This is a genomic window from Pseudoalteromonas rubra, assembly GCF_001482385.1.
GTDB lineage: Bacteria > Pseudomonadota > Gammaproteobacteria > Enterobacterales > Alteromonadaceae > Pseudoalteromonas > Pseudoalteromonas ardens.
In genome coordinates this window covers 3,420,448-3,445,194 of sequence record NZ_CP013611.1, presented here as the reverse complement: position 1 = coordinate 3,445,194, position 24,747 = coordinate 3,420,448, and the positions used below count along the sequence as shown (strand labels likewise).

Below are 24,747 nucleotides of genomic sequence, written 5' to 3'. Positions count from 1 at the left end.
CTTCTGGATATTGGATTATTAACAGAAGTGGCGCGATAACCGAAAAGTACATCAGTAGGTTATTATTTTATGTGAAATTTTGGATAAAGATCGAGCAGTTCACTTGACGAAAAATTAATGTGGGCTTATCCTCTAGACACTAATTTGCGTGCGGGGCAAGGCTCACTTACATCTGCAGAGCATTAGTGACTACTCTCAGTTTACTTGGATTTAAAGGAAAAGGTAAAAATCATGGGAAACAAACAATTCAAACTAACAAAACTTGCCCTGGCACTGGGCGTTACAGTTAGTTTAGCAGGCTGTTTTAGCGACAATGACAATAACGTTGATATCCAGCCGCCACCGGAGCCAACCCAAAAGGTTGCTACTCCTCCTACAGATCAGGTTGTTGAAAAACAAGCTGGCTCATTCTCAATCGTTGTTACTGACTCACAAGGCCAGCCACTTAGCGATGATGTAAGTGCAACTATTAGCTTCACGAGTGATAATGCAGCTAGTGTATTGAGCACAGCGGGCGCAGCTTTGACTGATGAAGATAGAGCAGCTACTGGTGGTTCTTTTGCGTTCACAGTTGGTGCGATTCCAGAAACAGGCCTGTCCTTTGATTTTGTTGTAACGGCTGAAGGCTTCCTGTCTAACTCAGGTACTGTTGAAATTTCAACAACTGAGACAGACGTTGCAGATCAGATCCGCCTGACAGCACGCACCTTAGAGCAGGCTGAAGACGCAGCACCGATTATTGCAGCTACAAGTACACTTGAAGATTTGGCGGGTGAAGGTGTTACAACTTCATACTCAGCGGACGGTGGTTTAGCTATCGAAGGCGCAGACAGCATTACTCTGACTCAAGACCTTGATGCTGAGAAGAATAAAAACAAAGCGGCAGGTGGTGTTGCAGTTACTTTAGAGAACGGCACAGTATTCCGTGACGCAGATAATAACGTATTAGAATCAGTGCCTACGCTAACTGTTGCATATTTCGCTAATGAAGCAACTCGTTCAGAAAGCGAACAAGATGGTGTTGCGGCGCAAGATTCTTCTCTTGATGCATTCCCTGGCGGCTTGGCACTGACTGTTGCTGAAGATCCTAACAACGCTGATGACACAGCGCGTGAAGGCTCGTTCACGACTGGTGGTTTTGTTGCAATCGAACTAGTTGACGAAAACGGTACAAAAGTTGATAACTTCGGCGACGGTGCTATTAAAGTAGCAATGAAAGTAGACAAAAAAACCATCAACACTTGTCCTATGACATATGAAGGTGATGACCTGAGTGCTGAAGCTGTTGCTGCAGTTGCAGAAGCTGAGGGTACTGGTCTGTTTGCAAACGGTGTATGTACTCAAGCTGCTGATACTCGTCAGGTTCAAGTTAACGATATCTTCCCTGTTTGGAGCTATGACGAAGATGCTGGTAAATGGTCTTTCGAGAGCTACGGTGTAGTTAAAGCAGATGCAGATGAAAATGCGGCAACGCACGACGTTGCAGTATCTGTAAACCACCTGTCTTACTGGAACCTGGATTTCTTCACATACATTATAGATGCTGAGAAATGTGACGACCGTCGCCTGAGCTTCGACATTGTTGACGCAAACGACCAGCCTAGCCAGGTATACGCAGACGTATTGGTTGAAGCGAACAGCTACCGTCTACTTATCGGTGCATACAACCGTTCAGACTTAACTAAAGGCACATTCAGAAACCCTCCTTCATTTGAAGTTAAACTGAAAATGATGAAAGACGGTGTGAACATTCTGGATAATGCAGTTACTGGTGACAACGTTACTGTAGGTGGCGCATCAGATGGTGAAGCTACTGCTGTAACCTTCACTAACTTGTGTGACCTGAACAACGGTACACTTAAGCTAACAACTGCACCTGCAAGCAACATCGTTAAGCCACTAACTCCTCAGTTCGTGTGTAATAACAATGACACGGCCGACGTCCCTGCAACACCGGTTTCTACACCGACTATTGCACAACTGTTCCGTGGCGGTCGCTTCGTTAAGACGTTCTACCCATCAGGTCAGTTCGACGTAACACTGGAAGGTGGTGACGATGCAGCTTACACTGTTCGTTATAAGAACCCGAACAACAACACTTGGTTCACTCAAGCAATTGAAGCTAATACCACAGCTGCTACGCTTGATATTCCAGTGCCGTGTGCTATCACTGACCAGCCTGTAACAGGTACTGGTGGTAACTAATCACTAAAGTAAACTGAATTAAAGCCGCGTTTTACGCGGCTTTTTTATTTCCTGAGCAAGACAACACCATCATTGTGCGTTTTATTAATCATTAAGCGTTATGCCAGTTATTTTACGAGCCAACCAAACACGACTGCAGTTCATATACACAAGCCTCCCACATTATTATCGTCGGAATTGGGGCCACCTGAGGCGACATTAAGCTATTTTAATATCTAATCGATGCGACACATTTATTGCGACCTTTCTATCTGTGCCTCTTATCGGCATAAGCCTAGCCAGTTACATACACAACCTGTCGAGCCAAACTTCATCTGATACTAAGCATGTACCGCTGTATTTATGCCATATGAGCCGTGGCGTTTTCTTAATTCAAACAGCAAGCAGCTAAGTAAAGCTGGCAGATCCCCTGTTTAAGATGTAAATCTAAACCTTGTTATACCAACCCTCATAATTAAGTAACCAATCTTGAGACGAGTAAATCCCGGCGAGCACGCCGCTCACGCCTCCAGCTATCACTGAGGTACCTATATCCATATAGGCGAGGCGAAAATTTGCGAACGCATACCTCAGATAAAGGTGTTAAATGAGAAGTTTTTAGTACAATTATCGGCTGACCTAATCTCTCCAATTAGTTGTATATTGATGCGAACTGGTATCACATCCATCATTTCGACAAGGGGCCCATCATGCGCTTATCTGGTGTCTTAAAGATATGGCGCCACGAACTGTCAACATAACAAAATACCGCCCCAGCCAATACAGGAGGATCACTCTGAAAGCAGCTATAACAAATGGACAATGATACAAGACTGACAGAGGTGGGCTCAGAACTACACAATGCGCCTGAACATAACCGTGAGTACTAAAAGAGGTGAAAAAGAGGGTATTATCGGAAGAGTGCAATAGTAAGTACTATTAAAATCAGACAGTTAGGCAAACGTGTCATGTTTCACATAATCGAAAGGAGCACCCATATGAACTGCTGAGTGCTCCGCTACGCTAGTAGTCGTTATAGTTCCAGGTCTTTTACATCTGCCAGACCTTGATCTTCGCCTTCTTCAGGCTTAATGGTTGCCTGAAGCAATAACATTTCACGCAGCTTGCCTTCAATCTCATCAGCAATGGCGGTGTTTTCTTTCAGGAACTTAATTGAGTTTGCTTTACCCTGGCCAATCTTATTGCCATTGTAGCTGAACCAAGCACCGGCTTTATCAACCAGTTTGTGCTTCACACCCAGGTCGATAAGTTCGCCTTGCTTCGACGTCCCCTCACCATACATGATGATAAATTCAGCTTGCTTAAATGGCGGGGCAACTTTGTTCTTAACAACCTTTACGCGGGTTTCGTTACCGATAACCTCATCACCCTCTTTAACAGAGCCAATACGACGGATATCCAAACGCACTGACGCGTAGAACTTAAGCGCATTACCACCCGTTGTGGTTTCCGGGTTACCGAACATCACACCAATCTTCATACGGATCTGGTTAATGAAAATACACAGCGTGTTTGAACGCTTAATGTTGGCTGTCAGCTTACGCAATGCCTGAGACATCAAACGCGCCTGCAAACCAACGTGGGTATCACCCATTTCACCTTCAATTTCTGCTTTCGGTGTCAGTGCTGCTACGGAGTCAACGACCACCACATCTACGGCACCTGAACGTACCAGCATGTCACAGATCTCAAGTGCCTGCTCACCCGTATCAGGCTGAGAGACCAGCAGGTCATTGACGTTCACGCCCAGCTTTTCAGCGTAGACTGGGTCCAAGGCATGCTCTGCATCAACGAAGGCACACGTTTTACCTTGTTTTTGCGCTTCTGCAATGGCTTGCAACGTCAGGGTTGTTTTACCCGATGATTCAGGCCCATAAATTTCAACAATACGACCAGTTGGCAAGCCACCGATACCCAAAGCAATATCCAGCCCCAATGAGCCTGTAGAAACGGCTTCAATATCCAGTGCCTGGCTATCGCCCAGCTTCATGATAGAGCCTTTACCAAATTGTCTTTCAATTTGAGACAATGCAGCGTCGAGCGCTTTTTGTTTGTTATCGTTCATTTGCTTCTCCAATCTAGCGTATTGACGACAAGTATACTGTATGAAATTACAGTATCAAGCTTAATTTAACCATTTAGTAGAGAAATTATTCTTTTTATTGCAAATTCAATAGCTTGAACTCTAACTTCAGCTCTATTCCCAGTAAAGTGACAGACTTCACACAGTACTTTATCCTGTAAATAGAAGCCAAACCACACAGTACCAACCGGTTTCTCTAATGATCCGCCACCAGGTCCGGCAATACCAGATACTGCAATGGCAACGTCGGCCCGGGCAGCATTCGCCGCCCCTTGCACCATTTCCTGGACCGTTTGCTGGCTAACCGCACCAAACTCAGCCAGTGTGTTTGGCGTCACCCCCAGCAATTGGGATTTTGCCTCATTGCTATATGTGACAAAGCAACGTTCAATATACGCCGATGACCCGGGCGTATCGGTCAGCGCATAGCTGATCCCACCCCCAGTACATGATTCTGCGGTAGTGATTGTCAGCTCGTTATTGGTTAGAATAGCCCCCAATTGTGCCGCCAGGCTGGCTATCTCAGTATGAAGCTCCATACTCATTTCCTTTAGGTATAAGTAATGTCGTTAGATCTTTATTCCGAACATACTATAAAACAACAAACCCCTATGATGCAGCAGTATCTTAGGATCAAAGCGCAACACCCTGATATTCTGCTGTTTTATCGTATGGGTGATTTCTATGAGCTGTTCTTTGATGACGCCATTCGCGCCGCGCAGTTACTGGACATTTCACAGACACATCGGGGTAAGGCAGGCGGTGCGCCCATCCCAATGGCGGGCGTCCCTTATCACGCTGTTGAGAATTACCTGGCCCGTCTGGTTCAGATGGGCGAGTCCGTCGCTATCTGTGAGCAGGTCGGCGATCCGGCCACCAGTAAAGGACCCGTTGAACGTAAAGTCGTACGCATCGTCACGCCAGGCACAGTCACTGATGAAGCGCTGCTACAGGAGCGCCAGGACAATCTACTCGCCGCCTTATGGCAGGAAAAACAACACTACGGCGTCGCCTATTTAGACATTAACTCGGGGCGCTTTAACATCGTCGAGTTAGCCACCGATGAAGCGCTCACCTCAACACTGCAAAGATTGCAGCCGGCGGAGCTACTCTACCCCGAATCATTCAGCAACTTGCTGGTACTTGAGCAAGTAAAAGGTGCCAGACGACGTCCAGACTGGGAATTTGATCTGGATACGGCTACTCATTTGCTATGCCAGCAATTTGGTACACAAGACCTGATTGGGTTTGGCGTCGCAGACGCCAAGGCCGGATTGGTCGCTGCAGGCTGTGTCATGCAATACGTTAAGGACACGCAGCGCACCGCATTGCCTCATATCCGTGCCATTACCCTGGAAAAAAACGAACACGCCGTCATTCTGGATGCCGCCACGCGTAAAAACCTTGAACTGACCGTTAACCTGTCAGGCAGTATAGAGAACACCCTGGCACAAGTGCTGGATAAAACCGCCACACCAATGGGCTCTCGATTACTCAAACGCCGGATTCACACACCGGTACGTAACCGTGACGAGCTTAATGCGCGGCTCAATGCCATTGCCAGCTTAATCGAGTCACAGCTCAATATTGAGGTTTATGACGGTCTGCGCCAAATCGGTGATATTGAACGAGTGGTCGCACGCCTGGCGTTATGCAATGCCCGGCCCAGAGATTTGACGCGACTGCGCAATGCATTGCAGGCACTTCCCCCATTACATCAACTGTTGGCAGAAAGCAGTGATCCCAGGCTACAACAGATCCGTGCACAGTCTCCGACCTTACCAAAACTCCAGGATTTACTGGAGCGCGCCATCATAGATAATCCGCCGGTGCTGATCCGCGACGGCGGTGTTATTGCCCCGGGTTACAACGCAGAGCTGGATGAATGGCGGGCCCTCAGTGAGGGCGCAACCGATGTACTAGACCAGCTGGAAGAACGAGAGCGTGAACGCACCGGGATCAGCACACTAAAAATTGGTTACAACAAAGTGCATGGCTTTTATATTGAGATCAGCAAAGCCAACTCACATCTGGCACCGCCCGAATATATCCGCCGTCAGACGCTGAAAAACAATGAGCGCTATATCATTCCCGAGCTTAAAGAACATGAAGACAAGGTACTGGGTAGCCAAAGCAAGGCGCTGGCACTCGAGAAACAACTGTACGAAGAGCTCTTCACATTGATCGCGCCCTACATCGAGCAGCTGCAAACCATGTCGGCAGCGCTGGCTGATCTCGACGTACTCAATACGCTGGCAGAACGCGCACAAACGTTGGACTACTGTCAACCTGAGCTGAGTAATGGCGATGAGATCCACATTGAAGCTGGTCGTCACCCGGTGGTTGAACAGGTCAGCAAAGAGCCCTTTATTGCCAACCCGGTTCACCTCAGTGCTGATCGCAAGATGTTGATCATCACGGGTCCTAATATGGGCGGTAAATCGACCTATATGCGCCAAACTGCTTTGATAGTGCTGATGGCACACATTGGTAGTTACGTGCCCGCCAGTGCTGCGCAAATAGGCAAAGTGGATCGCATTTTTACGCGGATTGGTGCCAGTGACGACCTGGCTTCTGGACGCTCAACCTTTATGGTCGAAATGACAGAAACAGCCACCATACTCAACAATGCGACGGCCCAATCTCTAGTCTTAATGGACGAAATTGGTCGAGGTACCAGTACCTATGATGGCTTATCTCTGGCTTATGCCACTGCCGATTATCTGGCGGGTAAAATTGCCGCCAAAACCCTGTTCGCAACCCACTACTTCGAACTGACCGAGCTAGCAGAGCAACAATCAGGCCTGGTTAATGTGCACCTGGATGCCATTGAGCACAATGACACCATCGCCTTTAAACATACGGTGATGGAAGGTGCTGCAAGCAAGAGCTTTGGTTTACAAGTCGCCGGACTCGCAGGAGTACCCAAAGCGGTATTAGCCATGGCAAAGCGCAAGCTGGCATTGCTGGAGCAGCACCAGAGTGTGGTCGAAAGCCCGCAGACAGCCCCGACCACCCAAATGCAACAAAGTCTGCCTTTGGTCAGTGGGCCGTCTGAAGTCGAACAAATGCTTGCAGAGCTTGACCCGGACGAGCTGTCACCTCGTGCTGCCCATGACTTACTCTATCAATTGAAAGCACTTCTATAAACATTAAAAAAGCGGCTCTCAAGCCGCTTTTTTCTATTCAAGTTAGAAGCTATGGTTGTACTGAATGCCCACAACCGTGGCATGGCCTTTGGACTTAAAACCCCACTCGCTACCCAAGCTGTCTTTCTCAACAAAGGTCTGAGTTTTACCACGCAGGATACTCAAACCAAAATCCACACTGGCAGTCTCACTCACCTGATACTCTGCACCAAAAGAGTACCAAGTTCGGTCAGTATCCGGGATTGAGATAGACATATGTGACTCATTGGCAGGCGAGCTGTCATACGCCAGACCTGCACGCAACTTCAATGACGAACTCCATTGATAATCCCCCCCAACAGAGAAGCGTAATGAGTTATCAAACAGCTCCTTTTTGTTAAATACCGGCTTACCTGCAACCTGAGCTTCAAGCTCCTGGAAACTATTCCAACCCGTCCAGAGTACACTGTAGTGCAAGGTCATTGGCTCAGTCAGTTTATGTGTTCCTGAGATTTCGGCCATCGCAGGCAAGGTCAGCTCGAGCGTGCCAGGCAATGCCACGCCATTGGTGCCGCCAAATGACGCTGGCAACTGATTACTAAAGTGGCCGTCAAAGGTAATATCCGTTTCACTGCGATAGTGAAAACCAAGTCGATTGTCTGTATCAATCTGATAACTCAGACCCAGATTCCAACCATAACCACTGTCGTCACCTTCGAGGTTTACCACTTCCGTGCTGGCCGGCGCTTGTAACGGATTGGCACCCAAATGGCGGATCACTTTGGCATCGGCATAGACATGGTTCAGACCCAATGCCAGTGTCCATTGCGGATCAATTTCATAGGCCACTGACACACCGGTATTGATGGTCACAATTTCAGTATCACCTGCTAACTGACCCGCAGCGTATTCCTTATCGAACTCAGTTGCCAAGCCAAATTGCGAGTACACACCCGCGCCAACAGACCATTGGTCGTTGAGACGCGCTGTCATAAACACAGCGGGTACCACGGCACTGGGAGCGATACTGTCATCGTCAAGCAAGCTCGCCGGTAAACCATTATTGGTTGATGTACCTTGCAAGCTTACATCCGGTTCTACATACATGGCTGCAGCGCTCACCTGGATCCCCTGAAACTGACTCATTAACGCCGGGTTGCGTGCAACGACGGACGCATCATCTGCAGCGCTTGCTTCACCGGCGTAAGCACGACCTAATCCAGAAACGTTCTGTTCCGCCAACTGAAATGCAGCTGCCAGTGACTGTGAAGACACCACCATCAAACCTGTCGCCATCAATGCGCGTAGTACTGTGTTCATTCTCAACCTCAAATGTTATTCACAAGAATAAAAAATTGCTCACACAGTACAGAAAAGAAAAGCAAAAATCCGCAACTTAAGCGTTTTTAACAACTCAATTGGACAACTTTAAAGCAGATCAAGCAAGTTATTTACAGATAAGATCAGGTGAAGAGCAATTACTCTAACCTCTGCTTTACACACCCAAATGATATTAATTCTCATTACTATTGAATCGAGATACCGATTCGCATATACTCTTAGCCACATTCACCGCCTTGCGATTTTGAGGCACTTGTAGGGAGATTAGGTCTATGCTGGCAGTATTGATGATCGGTGCACTGACATTCTGTGGACTCAGCGTATTCAGCCTGTGCAAAGCTAACTACTGCGCTTGCAAGCGGGCCGGACAATGCGACAACCCACTCAACCATTACTGGCTGGCTGCGATACTGAGCGCCCTACTGGCTTTGGTGTGCAGCTGCCTGGCATTACATACCGAAAAAGGCACATTAGTGTGGATCCTGATGATGGCTAGCTGCTTGGCCGGTGCTTTACTATCTGCGCAATGGCAGAAACGCAAACTTAAGCAAGCAGATGATCTTTTAACAGACGGGATAAATTGATCTGGTAGTCCAATGGTCGGACTGTAGAAGCGATTTTGATTTTGTCCTGCTCATTTAAATCAATGTCTTTGGCCGTGATATGGTGCATATGCTTGGTGTTGTAGAACACCCGCACTTTGGGTGCAGTCGGCGCGCCACGATTTCCCTCTAAAACTAATGCTAGGCGTTCATTACTGAGTTTCACTATGGTGCCCACAGGGTGCACACCAATGCATTTGATAAAGTGCTGTACCAGTACAGGGTCAAACTGAGCCTTATTAGCCAGCAAATATCGTAGCGCAACCAAAGGCTCATCGCCATCACGATGAGGACGCTCCGCAGTCATCCCCTCGTACACATCCACAATCGCCATGATACGCGCAGCTTTACTGATCTGCATGCCCTGTAAACGACGCGGATAGCCGCTGCCATCGAGACGCTCATGGTGGCTGACTATCATATCCAGCATCAAAGGTGTAATCCCTGGCGCACCGCGCGTCAGTCCCAATGACTGCGCAACATGGCGTTGCATGGTTTTCATTTCTAATTTATTAAGGGGGCCACTTTTGTCGATAATGCCCTGAGGTATTTTGGTATGCCCAACATCATGCAGCATGGCACCAATGGCCATTTGTTCAATCACCTTTTTACCCAGACCAAGATACTTTGCAAACACAGTCACTAAAATCGCACAGTTGATCATATGACGCCAATTAAAGCCTTCTTTGTCCTTAATCCGCGTTAAAATCGCCATCGCATTGGTGTTTCTTAGTACCGAACCTACAATTTCCTGACTGATGTCGTTGATCAACGTCATATCAACTTGCATGCCCGCTGTCAGATTGCCATACAGCATTTGTAATTGTTTATTGTGCTGTTCAAATTGCCTGGCTGCATTCGCAAACTCTTCTTCCAGGCTGATGACTTTTTCTTTAGCGGGAGGAGATTTGGTGGTGCTATCTGATTTTTGCGGTGTCGTCTGCTTTTTTGACTCAGCCTCAGTGGCATCCATTTTTTCCTGGGATTGCTGGTATTTTTCGGGAACAGGAATGTCACTTTGGGCAAAGTCGATGTTCAGCTCAACCACCCCATTGTCAACCAGACGAGCAATGATAGCTTCATCCCGAACCATACCCCGAGATTTAATCTTAACTTCAGCACCTGACTTTTGTTTATGAACGCTGTCCACAAACATGCCGGGTTTTAACTCTTCAATAGGAAGGGTGACTCGCATATCGCTCGCATGATGCCTGGCGGCAGTGTAAATTGCATTAATATGCATAGGCTAGACTTAATTGTCTAGTCATTGCAGTGAGTTTAATAGAAAAGGATGAGATATTATGAACAAAAATGTCAGATCAGGGCTGCTTTGGCACCTGACCTGATGTTACAACGTGGGATTATTCTTGGAAATAGGTACCCCAACCATCGTACTCAACACCACAGTGTGTGGCAATTTCAACCAGCTTAGTGACATCTTCCATAATCACTGCGGCATCAAGCTCAGCTTCAACGACAACGTCAAAACCCCAGATTTTACTGCCATCTTCCAGCTCAAGCTCTGCCGGATCTTCAACATCATACCCAAGTTTAAATGCAGCCAGTGCTGCCTGTTCCAGCTTTTCAAATTCTTCGCTGACAAAATGGTGCTCTACCTCGTACAAGGTATCCGGGTTTGACCCATCTTCTAACAACGAATCAACGATGTCTTCACTGATCTCTTGCCAATTTTCCACTTGCTGCTCTCACTTTTTCGTCTAACTGTGCAATATGTGCTGCCATTTTAGCATGGATCTGTTTGGCATGCTCACGTGCGGGTATGTCTTTGTCCAGGCTGATTGGTGCCAGAACATCAATGTACACTGTACCGTTATTCCAACGGTTAAGCTTTATCTGGCCAGCCGTACTATTCATACAGACCGGCACAACAGGCACATCAGCACTCAGGGCAGTGTGAAACGCACCGGTCTTAAACGGCAGTAAGCCTCTGCCGTAGCTACGTGTTCCTTCTGGGAACATCCACAATGACATCCCTCGTTGCTTAATTTTTGCTATGGACTTATCCAGCGTGTTCACCGCTTTAGTGCGATTCGCCCTGTCGATCAGAATATTGCCGGATAACCAGTACAACTGACCGAAAAAAGGTACCCACTTCAGACTTTTCTTGCCCATACTCACGGTGTTGTGCGGCACCACAGCAGGTAAGGTGAATAAATCATAGTTATTCTGGTGATTGGCAATATACATTGCGGGGCCCAGATCTTTCGCACCAGGATCAATTGAGATTTCGAGCTTAACCCCGATCACACGCGACATCTTGCCAAACCAGGACGCAACCACATGCACGTTATTAGCATGGAAAGGGCGGATCAGGCTCAATGTCAGGCCAGCCAGACAACTGAGGATGATAAACAGCGCCATTGCCAGAATTCGAACTACAGCTAACAAAATAGAGACTCCTATTATCAAGTCGGCGCATTATAATCAAATAGGCTTACACTTGTAAGCTCAATTTTGTTTCAGCCATAAAAAATGCCGCTAACTTGAGCGGCATTTTAAATTTTATTCAGGGAGCTTAAGCGATTAGCTCATCGCAGCCTGTAACTTTTTCATTGCAGATTTTTCCAGCTGACGAACTCGTTCCGCTGAAACCTGATATTTATCCGCCAAATCTTGTAACGTCGCTTTATCTTCAGACAGCCAACGTGCGGCCACAATGTCCTGAGAACGTTCATCCAGCGTCTTCATTGCTGCGATAAGACGGTTTTGAGATTGCTCCTGCCACTGCTCTTCTTCAATGACCTCTGCAACGTCACTGCTTGCATCTGTCAGATACTGAACCGGTGAAAAACTGCTGCTCGGACTGTTATCATCATCATCCGAAGTTAAGTCGAAACCCATGTCCTGGCCGCTCATTCGCGATTCCATTTCACGTACTTCTTTTTCACTGACACCCAGTTCATTTGCAACTGTGGTGATCTCTTCCTGATTAAACCAACCCAGACGTTTCTTGTTTTTACGCAGGTTGAAGAATAATTTACGTTGCGCCTTAGTGGTGGCAACTTTAACAATACGCCAGTTCTTTAAGACGTATTCATGAATTTCGGCTTTGATCCAGTGTACAGCAAACGACACCAAGCGCACACCAACTGTCGGATCGAAGCGTTTTACGGCTTTCATCAGTCCAATATTGCCTTCCTGGATTAAGTCTGCCTGTGGTAGGCCATAGCCAGAGTAGCTTTTGGCAATATGGGCCACAAATCTCAAATGAGAGATAATGAGCTGCTTAGCTGCGTGCAAATCCCCATCCTCATGCAGGCGGGTTGCCAGCGCTTTTTCCTGCTCAGCGTCCAGCATCGGGATAGAACTTACCGATTGTAGGTAGCCTTCTATACTCGCGCTTTGTTGCCCAGCGGTCAGTGCCATCGCATAAATGTCTTTACTCATTTTTCACCTCAGTGATAATTCGTTTTGCCAATTTTAGCACTCTTTACCTTAGAGTGCTAAATGCAATCTACTACTTTTCAGCCTCAAAGATCAAGCTTTTTATTATTACACTTTAATTAATAATTAAACCGTTGATTTTAAATAGATATTTTAGGCTTCAAAAAAATACCTATGGTAAGCGGATGTTCAGATAATGCCAGCTGCAATATCTGACAGTGCTAATTTGGCGGGTTTAGAGTGCTAATCTGCCCTAAGAGAGTACTAAAGTATTCGTCAGTTAGCACTCTCTTAGCCATTACAACTGAGCACAGTTCTACACCTTGTCTGGCTCGATGTCTTTAATGTACTTTCTTACCGATAGAAAAGACCCAATAAAGCCCAGCGCCACGGCCAGCAATAGCAGGCACAGCAACTCTGAGCCAGATAATCCCTGTAGTACAAAGTTACTTTGATACACGCCGACCACCAGGGCAACGGCTGATTCCAGCCACCACAACATCAACATGACACAAATAAAGGCGATCAAGCCGCCAATAATCCCATACCAGATCCCGGTCCATAAAAACGGCGTATGAATAAATGTGTTGGTCGCACCAACAAGCTTAAGTACCTGGATCTCTTCTTTCTTATCCATAATAGACAAGCGAATGGTGTTACCAATGATAAGCACTACAGCACTGAGCAGCAGTAAGCCGATGGTGATCACGCTTTCTTTAAGCAAGCTAAGTAGGGCATTGAGGCGTTCAAGCCATTCAATATCTAGCTTACCAAACTCAATTTCTCTTTCCTGCTCCAGCTTATTTAGCAGAGTATTAGCAGCTTGTGCACTGCGATGACGAACCGTCGGTGTCACCAGGACGACGCTGGGCAACGGGTTTTCTTCGAGATAATCCAATGCCTGGCCAAATCCGGAAATGGATTTGAACTCTTCCAGCGCTTTGTCTTTGCCAATGAAACTAACAGTGTCAATTTCAGGGTAAAGTGCTAGCCGCTTTACCAAAGTCTGTGTTGCCTGTTCACTGACACTGTCTTTGACAAACAAAGAGATCTCAGCCGCTTCCTGAAAGCCGCTGCTGACTTTCTGCACATTCTTAACCACCACATACAGGGTGGTTGGCAAAGTCAGACTCAGACCCAGCACCAAAATGGTCATCATTGACGCCAAAGGGGTACGCCACATTTCACCTAAGCTGTGTACGCCCTGACGCAATATCGTAATAATGAAGAAGTAACACTTCAGGATCACCGATTTGCTTTGTTTATCGTTTTGCGTGCCGCGACCTTTGAATAATAAACTCATAGCGCGTCTCCTGGCAGCGACGTGCCTAGCAGAGGATCCTGAATCAAACGGCCATGATCCAGTGTCAGACTGCGGTATTTCATTCGTGCAATCAGGCCAAGATCGTGTGTAGCAATCAGCACCGACGTGCCGTGACGGTTAAAGTCCTCAAACAACTTGAGTATTTCCATCGACAATTCCGGGTCCAGGTTACCAGTCGGCTCATCTGCCAGCAGTAAAGGAGGCGAATTCACAATTGCACGGGCGATCCCCACGCGCTGCTGCTCACCACCAGACAAAGTGCTCGGCTGGCACTTTACTTTGTCTAACAGGCCAACCTTGTCGAGTGCCGCATGCACTCGCTTGGTCATATGATTATGATGGGTCCCCTCAATAACCAACGGCAGCGCCACATTGTCGAAAACGTTATAACGCTCCAGCAGACGATGATTTTGAAAAATAATGCCAATGTCGCGACGAATATACGGCACCTGACTATTTTTAATTTGATTCAGATCGACACCATTGATGGCAACACGCCCGGCCGAGGGCCGTTCCATCAGGCTGATCAACTTCAGCAGCGTACTCTTACCTGCACCACTGTGACCAGTCAGAAACGCCAGCTCCCCTTTGGTGAGCTCAAAACTGACCTTTTCCAGCGCCCGATGTCCACCGGGATAGGTTTTACTGACTTGCTCAAACTTGATCATTGCCTGCCCTGCTTTTGTTATACTGCTTCCGCTTTACCTGATCCCGACAAGCGGGATCAGAGCAGCACCTGTCTGTCTTAATTATCCTGACTGAAAAGTGCTTCGATAAAGTCATCGCTCTTAAAGGTTCTCAGATCGTCAATACTTTCACCTACACCAATATAGCGGATAGGCATCTTGAATTGATCTGCAACCGCAAAGATCACCCCACCCTTGGCGGTACCATCCAGCTTAGTCAGGGTGATGCCAGTCAGACCCACAGCTTGATCAAATAGTTTCACCTGGCTAATCGCATTTTGGCCTGTGCCCGCATCTATGGTCAGCATCACTTCGTGTGGTGCATCCGGATCCAGTTTCTTCATAACCCGCGCAATTTTTTCAAGCTCCTGCATCAGGTTATCTTTATTCTGCAATCGACCAGCCGTATCTGCGATTAACACATCAACATCACGGGCCTGTGCAGCCTGGAAGGCATCGAATACAACCGATGCACTGTCTGCACCAGTATGCTGCGCAATCACAGGAATATCGTTACGCTCCCCCCACACTTGCAGCTGCTCTACCGCTGCAGCCCGGAAGGTATCACCGGCAGCCAGCATCACAGACTTGCCCTGCGCCTGGAACTGCTTCGCCATTTTTCCGATTGTGGTGGTCTTACCAACCCCATTCACACCCACCATCAAAATCACAAATGGTTTTTTATTGGCCGGGATCTCTAGCGGCTTTTCTGCATCCTTCAGGATGTCTGCCATTTCCTGCTTCATCAGGTCATACAGCGCTTCACCGTCTTTGAGCTGTTTGCGGTCCGCTGCATCAGTCAGATTATCTATCAGCTTCATGGTTGTCTCGACACCAATGTCAGCCGTTAATAGCTGTGTTTCAAGATCTTCGAATAGCTCATCGTCAATCTTTTTACCACGGAAAATACTGGCAAAGCCGGAACCTATGTTGGTCTTAGTCTTCAGCAAGCCTTGCTTCAAACGAGCAAAAAAACCTTTCTTCTTCGGCTTTTCTTGTTCCTGAGCCTGACGCTCGGCTTCTTTACGCTCTGCCTGCTCTTTGGCTAAACGCTCTGCCTCTTCACGCTCGGCCTGTTCTTTGGCAAGACGCTCGGCTTCTTCACGTTCCGCTTGCTCTTTGGCTAAACGCGCAGCTTCTTCACGTTCCGCTTGCTCTTTGGCAAGACGCTCGGCTTCTTCACGTTCCGCTTGCTCTTTGGCTAAACGCGCAGCTTCTTCACGCTCTGCCTGCTCTTTAGCTAAACGCGCAGCTTCTTCACGCTCTGCCTGTTCTTTGGCTAAACGCTCCGCTTCTTCACGCTCTGCCTGCTCTTTGGCTAAACGCGCAGCTTCTTCACGCTCTGCCTGCTCTTTAGCTAAACGCGCAGCTTCTTCACGCTCAGCCTGTTCTTTGGCTAAACGCGCAGCTTCTTCACGCTCGGCCTGTTCTTTGGCTAAACGCTCCGCTTCTTCACGCTCTGCCTGCTCTTTGGCTAAACGCGCAGCTTCTTCACGCTCAGCCTGCTCTTTGGCTAAACGCTCTGTTTCTTCACGCTCTGCCTGCTCTTTAGCTAAACGCGTAGCTTCTTCACGCTCAGCCTGCTCTTTAGCTAAACGCGCAGCTTCTTCACGCTCGGCCTGTTCTTTGGCTAAACGCTCCGCTTCTTCACGCTCTGCCTGCTCTTTGGCTAAACGCGCAGCTTCTTCACGCTCAGCCTGCTCTTTAGCTAAACGCGCAGCTTCTTCACGCTCGGCCTGTTCTTTGGCTAAACGCTCCGCTTCTTCACGCTCTGCCTGCTCTTTGGCTAAACGCGCAGCTTCTTCACGCTCTGCCTGCTCTTTGGCTAAACGCTCCGCTTCTTCACGCTCAGCCTGCTCTTTGGCTAAACGCGCAGCTTCTTCACGCTCTGCCTGCTCTTTGGCTAAACGCGCAGCTTCTTCACGCTCAGCCTGCTCTTTGGCTAAACGCGCAGCTTCTTCACGCTCTGCCTGCTCTTTGGCTAAACGCTCCGCTTCTTCACGCTCGGCCTGTTCTTTGGCTAGACGCTCCGCTTCTTCACGCTCTGCCTGCTCTTTGGCTAAACGCTCCGCTTCTTCACGCTCGGCCTGTTCTTTGGCTAAACGCTCAGCTTCTTCCCGCTGAGCCTGCTCTTCGGCCAAGCGAGCGGCTTCTCGTTCAGCTTCTTGCTGCTTTTTATCTGATTTTCCAAATCCTAACCAGGATAGAATTTTGCTCTTTTTACCCATAACTCGCTAAATACCGTTTTAGTGTGCAATCAAATTAGTGAGAACTTGTTTGCGCAGATACTCCAAATGCACTGACCGCTCTCTGTAGGAAGACCTGACAGGCCATGCAAATGGCTGATAACAAGCTCTATCATTACTGGAGCGACAGTGTAACATGTTCCAATAGGATGAAAAATCACAGCTTAGTGATATCTGCCTGATAAAAGCACTGCGTCATAATAAACCTTGCTATACACCTCCCCGGATGCGGTATACTGACCGTTATCTTTTGCGCGTAGTTGGTAAAAAATGAGAAAGCAGCAGTCAAAAAAGCCGGTATCAGGGCATATCCGATTGATCAGTGGGCGATTTCGAGGCAGAAAGCTGCCCGTTAAAGACGTTGAAGGGCTCAGACCAACCACCGACCGAGTCAAAGAAACGGTGTTTAACTGGCTGATGCAGGATGTCAGAGACGCCAAAGTACTCGACTGCTTTGCAGGCTCTGGTAGTCTGGGCTTTGAAGCTTTGTCACGGTTTGCGCACAGTGCCACCTTCTTCGAATTTGATAAGCAGGTTGCACAACAGCTGCAACAAAACGCCGACACACTCAAGGTCGACAATGCCCGGGTCGAGCAGGGCGATACCCTGAATAAACTGGCTACCCCGGCAGCACACACATTTGACCTGGTATTTGTTGACCCACCGTTCAGACGCGATATGGTGCAATCCTGTTGTGCTTTGCTGGAAGCCAACCAGTGGCTAAATGAAGACGCCCTCATTTATGTCGAATTTGAACGCGAGAGTACGCCCATATTCCCTGAGAACTGGACTATTTTGAAAGAAAAACAAGCCGGACAGGTTTGTTGTCGCCTCTACCAGCGCACTTGACCAATCCTACATTTACACTAACCTGCTGAATTAATGGACAGTTTAGTATAAATGCTCATGTCCACTGTGGCTTCGGGCTTCTGGCATGACAGCTGGTGCAATTTTAACTATAATTTAGACTTTACATGCGGTAATGCTTCGGCTTACAATACCGCACCATTTTTGAACCAATTGACCGTTTTTTGGTCGATTAGAGCAAAGCTCACTAATTAGGTAGGTGAATTTTTAATGCCAGTAATTAAAGTAAGAGAGAACGAACCGTTTGACGTAGCACTTCGTCGTTTCAAGCGTTCATGTGAAAAAGCAGGTATCCTTTCAGAAGTTCGTCGTCGCGAGCACTATGAAAAGCCAACAGCTGAGCGTAAGCGTAAGAAAGCGGCTGCTGTTAAGCGTCACATGAAAAAGCTTTCTCGCGAAAACGCACGTCGCGTTAAATTATACTAATCGCTGCGAGTCTTGCATATGAGCCTGTTAGCTACGTTAAAAGACGCGCAAAAAGCGGCAATGAAAGCCAAAGACAAACCTCGTCTTACTGCTATTCGTGCTGCCCTTGCTGAAGTTAAGCAACGAGAAATCGACAACCAGACCACACTGGACGACGCAGGTATTACCTCCGTGTTAGTGAAACTGGTAAAGCAACGCCGCGATTCTTATACTCAGTATAAAGACGCTGGCCGCGAAGATTTAGCGGACGTAGAGGCGGGTGAGATCATTGTGCTAGAGTCCTTCTTGCCTCAACCTTTGAGTGAAGAAGAGATAGCAAGCTTGATCGAGTCTGCAATCGCCGATACTGGCGCCGCTGGTATGCAGGATATGGGCAAAGTAATGGGCGTGATCAAGGCAAAAGCTGAAGGTCGTGCTGATATGGGCAAAGTTTCAGGTTTGATTAAACAGAAGCTTAGCGCATAAGCCCCGCATCAAGTATGATTATAAGTAAACCGAGCCTAGCGCTCGGTTTCTTCGTCTAAGCGATAGGGTAAAAATGGCAGGAAAAATCCCAAGACAATTTATCGACGACCTGTTGGCCAGAACCGACATCGTTGAATTAATCGATAACCGTATTGGTCTGAAAAAAGCCGGCAAAGATTATCAGGCCTGTTGCCCTTTTCATAACGAGAAAACCCCCTCTTTCACCGTCTCTCGTGATAAGCAGTTTTATCATTGTTTTGGCTGTGGTGCTAACGGCAATGCTATTTCATTTTTAATGGAATACGACAAGCTCGAATTCGTCGATGCTATTGAAGAATTAGCGGGTCAGTTCAGTCTGGAGATCCCCAGAGAGCAAGGCCTGGGCGGACCACAAAGAAGCTTTGAAGAGAAAAAGTCCGATTACGATCTGATGCAACAAACTGCGCGTTACTACCAGCAGCAACTCAATCAGCATCAGAAATCAGCGGAGGTTAAAGCCTACGTCACCGGGCGTGGCCTGTCACAGCAAACCATCGATAAATTTCAGATTGGCTTTGCACCGCCCGAATGGGATCAGCTTATTAGCACCCTGGCGCGCAACCCGGCACAACGCCAACAACTGGTTGAATTGAAACTCGCGACAGAGAAATCCCCTGGCCGCCAGTTCGACTTTTTCCGCGACCGGTTGATGTTCCCTATTCGTGATAAGCGCGGCCGGGTGATCGCCTTCGGTGGTCGTATTATGGGGCAAGATCAGGGCCCTAAATATCTTAACTCACCGGAAACACGGATCTTTCATAAGAGCTTTGAGTTATATGGCTTTTATGAAGCCAAACAAGCACATCGTCAGCTCGCACAGGTACTGATAGTCGAAGGCTATATGGACGTCGTCGCTCTCTCTGAATATGGCATCGACTATGCCGTAGCAGCACTGGGCACAGCGACCACAGCGGAACATATGCAAACTTTATTTCGTAACACAGATGACGTCATCTGTTGCTATGATGGTGATAGGGCCGGTAAAGATGCCGCCTGGCGTGCACTGGAGCATGCGCTGCCCAATTTAAAAGACGGTAAATCACTGCGCTTTGTGTTTCTGCCTGATGGTGAAGACCCCGATTCCTTAGTGCAACAGGAAGGCAAAGAAGCATTTGAACAGCGCCTGTCTGATGCACAAGACTATAGTAAGGTGCTCTTTGCCCGACTGTCAGAACAATGTGATTTAACGACCGATGCTGGTAAAGCCAAGTTACTCAGTGAAGCACTACCTCTGATAGAAAAAGTACCCAGTGAGTATTATCAGGAGTCTTTACTGACTACTTTAGCGCGCCTGATCGGTCGTACCCGTGAGCAACTGAGTGCCAAGCTGGCGACACCGCGAAAGCAGCATGCCATTGAACGTAAATTTAAAGTCACGCCAATGCGCAGGGCGATTGGTCTGTTGCTACAGCATCCAGGTCTGGCATCTGTTGTCGAACACTTACCGGATCTGGCAGAACTCCCTTTGCCCGGTATGCGCTTGTTCCTGACTTTACAGGCCACCTGTTTATCACGACCTGATTATACGACGGCACACATCCTTGAAGCTTTTAGGGACACGCCTGAATATTCAGCACTCAATAAACTGGCAACCTGGCAACATAACATTGATGAAGAAAAGCTCATTGATGAATTTAAAAACACTTTTCAGTTTATTGAAGATCAGTGTTTAAATTTGCGTCTTGAGACCTTATTAATAAAAGACAAAACAGAAGGTTTAAACAGCGACGAACGACTGGAATGCGCGCTCCTGACTCAAGCGTTAGGTGCGCGAAGAACTGGTCAAAATTAATTTTTGCTGTTATAATGTTCTATTCACTGCGTCAACCAAAATAGTGTGGTTTTTAGCTGACGCCCGTTGTAACAACTTTATCAGAGTGGAAGCAATAATCTCTATGGATCAATCTCCTCAGTCACAACTCAAACTTCTGATTCAGAAAGGTAAAGAGCAAGGTTACTTAACTTTTGCAGAAGTTAACGATCACCTTCCACAAGACATCATAGATTCGGATCAAGTAGAAGATATCATTAGCATGATCAATGATATGGGTATCCAGGTAGCAGAATCTGCACCCGATGCCGATGAACTGATGATGCAGGAAACCACGACCGACGAGGATGCAGCCGAAGCAGCGGCTGCCGCATTGGCAACGGTAGAAAAAGAAATCGGCAGAACCACAGATCCTGTACGCATGTACATGCGTGAAATGGGCACGGTTGAACTGCTGACGCGTGAAGGCGAAATTCTCATCGCGAAACGCATTGAAGAAGGGATTAATCAGGTTCAGATCTCGGTTGCCGAGTATCCTGAAGCCATTACTTACCTGCTGGAGCAATGGGACAAATACGAAGCCGAGGAGATGCGCCTGAGCGACATCGTTTCTGGCTTCTTTGATTCGTTGGAAGACGATGAAGCCCCCATTTCAGCAACGCATATCGGTTCAGAGCTCAGCGAAGAAGATCTCGACGATGAAGATGATGATGGCGATGAAGACGACGACGATTCGGAAGATGCTGATACTGGCCCGGATCCTGAAATTGCGCGCGAGCACTTCGAAGAATTAAGAACCCTATACAACAATGCACGTAAGTGTTTTGAAGTAAAAGGCCGTGCGCATCCGGATTCACAAGCTGCGATCGCTGAAATTGGTGAGCTGTTCCGTAAGTTCAAGCTGGTACCAAAGCAATTTGACCGCATGGTAAATAACATGCGTGACATGATGGATCGCGTTCGAGTACAAGAACGTATCATCATGAAGCAAGCTTGCCAGATAGCGAAATTGCCGAAGAAAACCTTCATTAAGCACTTCGCCAACAATGAAACAGATATGGCCTGGGTCGATGCAGAAATTGCCGCAGGCGACAAACACTCAGCTAAGCTGGCACAAGTTAAGCCAGAGATCGAGCGCTGTGTGAACAAGCTAACGGCCATTGAAGAAAGCACAGGCCTGAGCATTGAACGTATCAAAGACATCAACCGTCGTATGAGTATTGGTGAGGCGAAAGCCCGTCGTGCGAAGAAAGAAATGGTTGAAGCCAACTTACGCCTGGTTATCTCAATTGCCAAGAAATACACCAACCGTGGTCTGCAATTTTTGGATCTGATCCAGGAAGGTAACATTGGTCTGATGAAAGCCGTTGATAAGTTTGAGTACCGTCGTGGTTATAAGTTCTCTACTTATGCAACTTGGTGGATCCGTCAGGCAATCACCCGCTCTATTGCGGACCAGGCACGTACTATCCGTATTCCAGTGCATATGATTGAAACGATCAACAAGCTGAATCGTATTTCGCGTCAAATGCTACAGGAAATGGGTCGTGAGCCGAGCCCGGAAGAGCTGGCAGAGCGCATGATGATGCCAGAAGACAAGATCCGCAAAGTGCTGAAAATTGCCAAAGAGCCAATCTCCATGGAAACCCCAATCGGTGATGATGAAGATTCGCATCTGGGTGATTTCATCGAAGACACCACGATTGAGTCGCCGGTGGATTCAGCCACGATGGAAAGCCTGCGTGGCGCCACTAATGAGGTACTTGCAGGCCTGACGGCACGAGAAGCAAAAGTACTGCGCATGCGTTTTGGTATCGACATGAATACCGACCATACACTGGAAGAAGTTGGTAAACAGTTTGACGTAACACGTGAACGTATCCGTCAGATTGAAGCCAAGGCGCTTCGAAAGCTGCGTCATCCATCACGCTCTGATCTACTGAAGAGCTTCCTGGATGTCAAAGGCTAAGCGCTCATTCAAAATCATTAAAGGCCGCATCTGCGGCCTTTTTAGTTTACTCATAGGTCTCAAGACCTGATTTATAAATAGGTAACAACTATGGCTTGGATCCAGATCCGCATTGATGCCGACAAAACCAGCGCCGACCATTACAGCGATTTGCTTATGGAAATCGGCTGTCCATCTGTCACGTATATCGACGGACAAAACAACCCCATATACGAGCCAAAGCCCGGCGAAGTGCTACTGTGGCCACAAACCATCGTGATTGGTTTGTTTGAAGCAAATCACGATATGCAAGCCGTTGTGGACTATTTAAAGACCGCCAGCGATGTGCCGCTAAAGTACAAACTGGAACAGCTGGAAGACAAAGACTGGGAACGAGAGTGGATGGACAACTTTCACCCGATCCAATTCGGTGAGCGTTTATGGATCTGTCCCAGCTGGCGCGATATACCCGATCCGGACGCCGTGAATGTCCTGCTTGACCCTGGACTAGCCTTTGGCACAGGCACCCATGCGACCACCGCGCTGTGCCTGAAGTGGCTGGAACAACAAGACTTAAGTGGCAAAACCGTCGTCGACTTTGGCTGTGGCTCCGGGATCCTGGGGATCGCGGCGATCAAACTGGGGGCAGAGCGCGTGATCGGCATCGATATCGATCCACAGGCACTGGTTGCCAGTCGCGACAATGCCAGCCGTAATGGCGTAGCCGAGCAGCTGGAAGTCTACCTGCCAGAGAACCAGCCTGAGTTTTCTGCAGATATCGTGGTTGCAAATATCCTAGCTCAGCCTCTCAGAGAGCTTCACGAAGTGATCCTGGGTTTTCTTAAACCGGGCGGTGAAATTGCCATGTCGGGGATCCTGGAAGAACAGGCACAATCTGTTGCCGATGTCTATGCCCCTTTCCTTGCGCTAGATGCCATTGCTCAGGAAGGTGAATGGACCCGAGTAAGCGGAAAAAAAGGTTAGTGCCTTATCACGCGTAAAGTCCTTAGTTAACAGGCTTTACGCATTTTTTACAGCGTCATCCCCACCGACTTGAAATGAAAAACGGTTAATTTTAAAACAATTATGACCTTCAGTCAGTTTGTTATAAAAAGTCAACCCGTCAAGCTCAAAAAAAAAGCACTTATGTTCAATTTATAGCCTTTGATTTTTGCAAAAAAAACCGTAAACTTAGCGCCCCTTGAAAAGAGGCGGATTGAACAGCAGTGCGTATTGGTCCTTACCAACTTGAAAACAACTTAATGGTCGCGCCAATGGCGGGGATCACCGACAGGCCTTTCAGACAATTGTGTCGGCGCTTAGGTGCCGGGCTGGCGGTGTCAGAAATGTTGTCTTCAAATCCGAAGGTATGGAAAACCGATAAATCAATGAACCGCATGGATCACAGCGGCGAGTCAGGAATTCGTTCCGTACAAATTGCCGGAGCAGATCCTGAATTGATGGCACAAGCAGCGCAGTTCAATGTCAGTAATGGCGCGCAGATCATAGATATCAATATGGGCTGCCCCGCTAAGAAAGTGAATAAAAAGCTGGCAGGCTCAGCATTATTGCAATATCCGGAACTTGTGGAAGAGATAGTTCAGGCCGTGGTCAACGCAGTCGACGTCCCTGTCACCCTAAAGATCCGTACTGGATGGGACCCGGAAAATCGCAATGGTATTGAGATTGCCCGCATTGCCGAACGCAATGGCATTGCATCTTTGGCCGTACATGGGCGCACCCGCGCATGTATGTATAAAGGCGATGCTGAATACGCCACGATCAAGGCGATCAAGGCAGCGGTTGGCATTCCTGTGGTGGCCAATGGAGACATTGACTCTCCGCAAAAGGCCAAGCAGGTTCTGGAATATACGGGCGCAGATGCCATCATGATTGGTCGAGCAGCCCAAGGTCGTCCCTGGATTTTCCGAGAGATTGACCATTATTTGCGTACTGGAGAAACGCTAGCCGCTCCGGAGTTATCCGAAGTGCGCAGCATTTTGATGGAGCATTTGACAAACCTCCATCAGTTCTACGGTATGCCAATGGGTGTACGCATCGCACGCAAACATGTGTCCTGGTATATGCAGGCCCATGACCAAGAAGGTCAATTTAGGCGAGTATTCAATGCTCTGGATGATGCCAATGCGCAAGTCGAGACATTAGAACACTATTTTGAAACACTAGCAGCTAACTAAGAAAGAGACATAA

At 47.8% G+C, this 24,747-nt stretch carries 20 protein-coding genes; 10 read left to right on the top strand and 10 right to left on the bottom strand.

Going from position 1 to position 24,747, the window contains the following annotated elements; all coding sequences use genetic code 11:
* Positions 1-231 precede the first annotated feature (231 nt).
* Positions 232-2,205, top strand: coding sequence for a hypothetical protein (locus AT705_RS14955; RefSeq protein WP_058797175.1), 1,974 nt, complete (start codon positions 232-234; stop codon positions 2,203-2,205).
* A gap of 1,012 nt (positions 2,206-3,217) precedes the next feature.
* Here the strand turns inward: AT705_RS14955 and recA are convergent.
* Both recA and AT705_RS14945 read right to left on the bottom strand, forming a co-directional pair.
* Complete coding sequence (recA, locus tag AT705_RS14950) at positions 3,218-4,270, bottom strand: recombinase RecA (RefSeq protein WP_010383217.1); 1,053 nt, start codon at positions 4,268-4,270, stop codon at positions 3,218-3,220.
* Positions 4,271-4,335: 65 nt separating this feature from the next.
* Positions 4,336-4,827, bottom strand: coding sequence for a CinA family protein (locus tag AT705_RS14945; RefSeq protein WP_058797174.1), 492 nt, complete (start codon positions 4,825-4,827; stop codon positions 4,336-4,338).
* Between the two features lie 24 nt (positions 4,828-4,851).
* Between AT705_RS14945 and mutS the strand changes: the two genes are divergently transcribed.
* Positions 4,852-7,437 carry a DNA mismatch repair protein MutS gene (mutS, locus tag AT705_RS14940; RefSeq protein WP_058797173.1) on the top strand — a complete coding sequence of 862 codons (2,586 nt, stop codon included), beginning with the start codon at positions 4,852-4,854 and terminating at the stop codon, positions 7,435-7,437.
* A 42-nt stretch (positions 7,438-7,479) separates the two neighbouring features.
* On the opposite strand, the gene AT705_RS14935 is transcribed toward mutS, so the two are convergent.
* Positions 7,480-8,736, bottom strand: a complete 1,257-nt coding sequence (locus AT705_RS14935; protein WP_058797172.1) for an outer membrane protein transport protein — start codon at positions 8,734-8,736, stop codon at positions 7,480-7,482.
* A gap of 293 nt (positions 8,737-9,029) precedes the next feature.
* Here AT705_RS14935 and AT705_RS14930 point away from each other — a divergent pair, with 293 nt between their 5' ends.
* Positions 9,030-9,341: a hypothetical protein gene (locus tag AT705_RS14930; protein ID WP_010383225.1), complete on the top strand. Its 312-nt coding sequence runs from the start codon at positions 9,030-9,032 to the stop codon at positions 9,339-9,341.
* Here AT705_RS14930 and AT705_RS14925 read toward each other — a convergent pair.
* From AT705_RS14925 to ftsY, 7 genes are all read right to left on the bottom strand, one after another.
* Positions 9,301-10,554: an HD-GYP domain-containing protein gene (locus AT705_RS14925; protein ID WP_058798019.1), complete on the bottom strand. Its 1,254-nt coding sequence runs from the start codon at positions 10,552-10,554 to the stop codon at positions 9,301-9,303. The genes AT705_RS14930 and AT705_RS14925 overlap by 41 nt on opposite strands.
* Before the next feature lie 166 nt (positions 10,555-10,720).
* Complete coding sequence (gene rraB / locus AT705_RS14920; protein WP_010383227.1) at positions 10,721-11,056, bottom strand: ribonuclease E inhibitor RraB; 336 nt, start codon at positions 11,054-11,056, stop codon at positions 10,721-10,723.
* Complete coding sequence (locus AT705_RS14915) at positions 11,031-11,768, bottom strand: 1-acylglycerol-3-phosphate O-acyltransferase (RefSeq protein ID WP_049865545.1); 738 nt, start codon at positions 11,766-11,768, stop codon at positions 11,031-11,033. Before AT705_RS14915 ends, rraB begins: the two co-directional genes overlap by 26 nt.
* Positions 11,769-11,903: 135 nt before the next feature.
* The gene (gene rpoH / locus AT705_RS14910; protein ID WP_058797171.1) at positions 11,904-12,767 is read right to left on the bottom strand and encodes an RNA polymerase sigma factor RpoH; all 864 of its coding nucleotides are present in this window, start codon (positions 12,765-12,767) and stop codon (positions 11,904-11,906) included.
* Positions 12,768-13,080: 313 nt separating this feature from the next.
* Complete coding sequence (ftsX, locus tag AT705_RS14905; RefSeq protein ID WP_049865546.1) at positions 13,081-14,067, bottom strand: permease-like cell division protein FtsX; 987 nt, start codon at positions 14,065-14,067, stop codon at positions 13,081-13,083.
* Positions 14,064-14,756: a cell division ATP-binding protein FtsE gene (gene ftsE / locus AT705_RS14900; protein ID WP_010383235.1), complete on the bottom strand. Its 693-nt coding sequence runs from the start codon at positions 14,754-14,756 to the stop codon at positions 14,064-14,066. The genes ftsX and ftsE overlap by 4 nt, the downstream gene beginning before the upstream one ends.
* 77 nt (positions 14,757-14,833) lie before the next feature.
* Positions 14,834-17,002 (bottom strand): signal recognition particle-docking protein FtsY, encoded by a 2,169-nt coding sequence (gene ftsY, locus AT705_RS14895; protein WP_082669005.1) that lies wholly within the window; start codon positions 17,000-17,002, stop codon positions 14,834-14,836.
* Between the two features lie 288 nt (positions 17,003-17,290).
* Between ftsY and rsmD the strand changes: the two genes are divergently transcribed.
* The 7 genes from rsmD to dusB all read left to right on the top strand — a co-directional run bounded on the left by rsmD (position 17,291) and on the right by dusB (position 24,734).
* A complete protein-coding gene (gene rsmD / locus AT705_RS14890) occupies positions 17,291-17,869 on the top strand; it encodes a 16S rRNA (guanine(966)-N(2))-methyltransferase RsmD (protein ID WP_058797170.1) in 579 nt (192 codons plus the stop codon).
* 228 nt (positions 17,870-18,097) lie between these two features.
* A complete protein-coding gene (rpsU, locus tag AT705_RS14885) occupies positions 18,098-18,313 on the top strand; it encodes a 30S ribosomal protein S21 (RefSeq protein WP_010362466.1) in 216 nt (71 codons plus the stop codon).
* A gap of 18 nt (positions 18,314-18,331) precedes the next feature.
* Positions 18,332-18,778 (top strand): GatB/YqeY domain-containing protein, encoded by a 447-nt coding sequence (locus tag AT705_RS14880; protein ID WP_010383241.1) that lies wholly within the window; start codon positions 18,332-18,334, stop codon positions 18,776-18,778.
* A gap of 73 nt (positions 18,779-18,851) precedes the next feature.
* Positions 18,852-20,609, top strand: coding sequence for a DNA primase (dnaG, locus tag AT705_RS14875; protein WP_058797169.1), 1,758 nt, complete (start codon positions 18,852-18,854; stop codon positions 20,607-20,609).
* Between the two features lie 103 nt (positions 20,610-20,712).
* Positions 20,713-22,557, top strand: a complete 1,845-nt coding sequence (gene rpoD, locus AT705_RS14870) for an RNA polymerase sigma factor RpoD (RefSeq protein WP_058797168.1) — start codon at positions 20,713-20,715, stop codon at positions 22,555-22,557.
* Between the two features lie 90 nt (positions 22,558-22,647).
* Entirely contained in the window at positions 22,648-23,520 is an 873-nt protein-coding gene (prmA, locus tag AT705_RS14865) for a 50S ribosomal protein L11 methyltransferase (protein ID WP_058797167.1), read from the top strand.
* 242 nt (positions 23,521-23,762) lie between these two features.
* Entirely contained in the window at positions 23,763-24,734 is a 972-nt protein-coding gene (gene dusB / locus AT705_RS14860; protein ID WP_082669004.1) for a tRNA dihydrouridine synthase DusB, read from the top strand.
* The last annotated feature ends 13 nt before the right edge of the window (positions 24,735-24,747 follow it).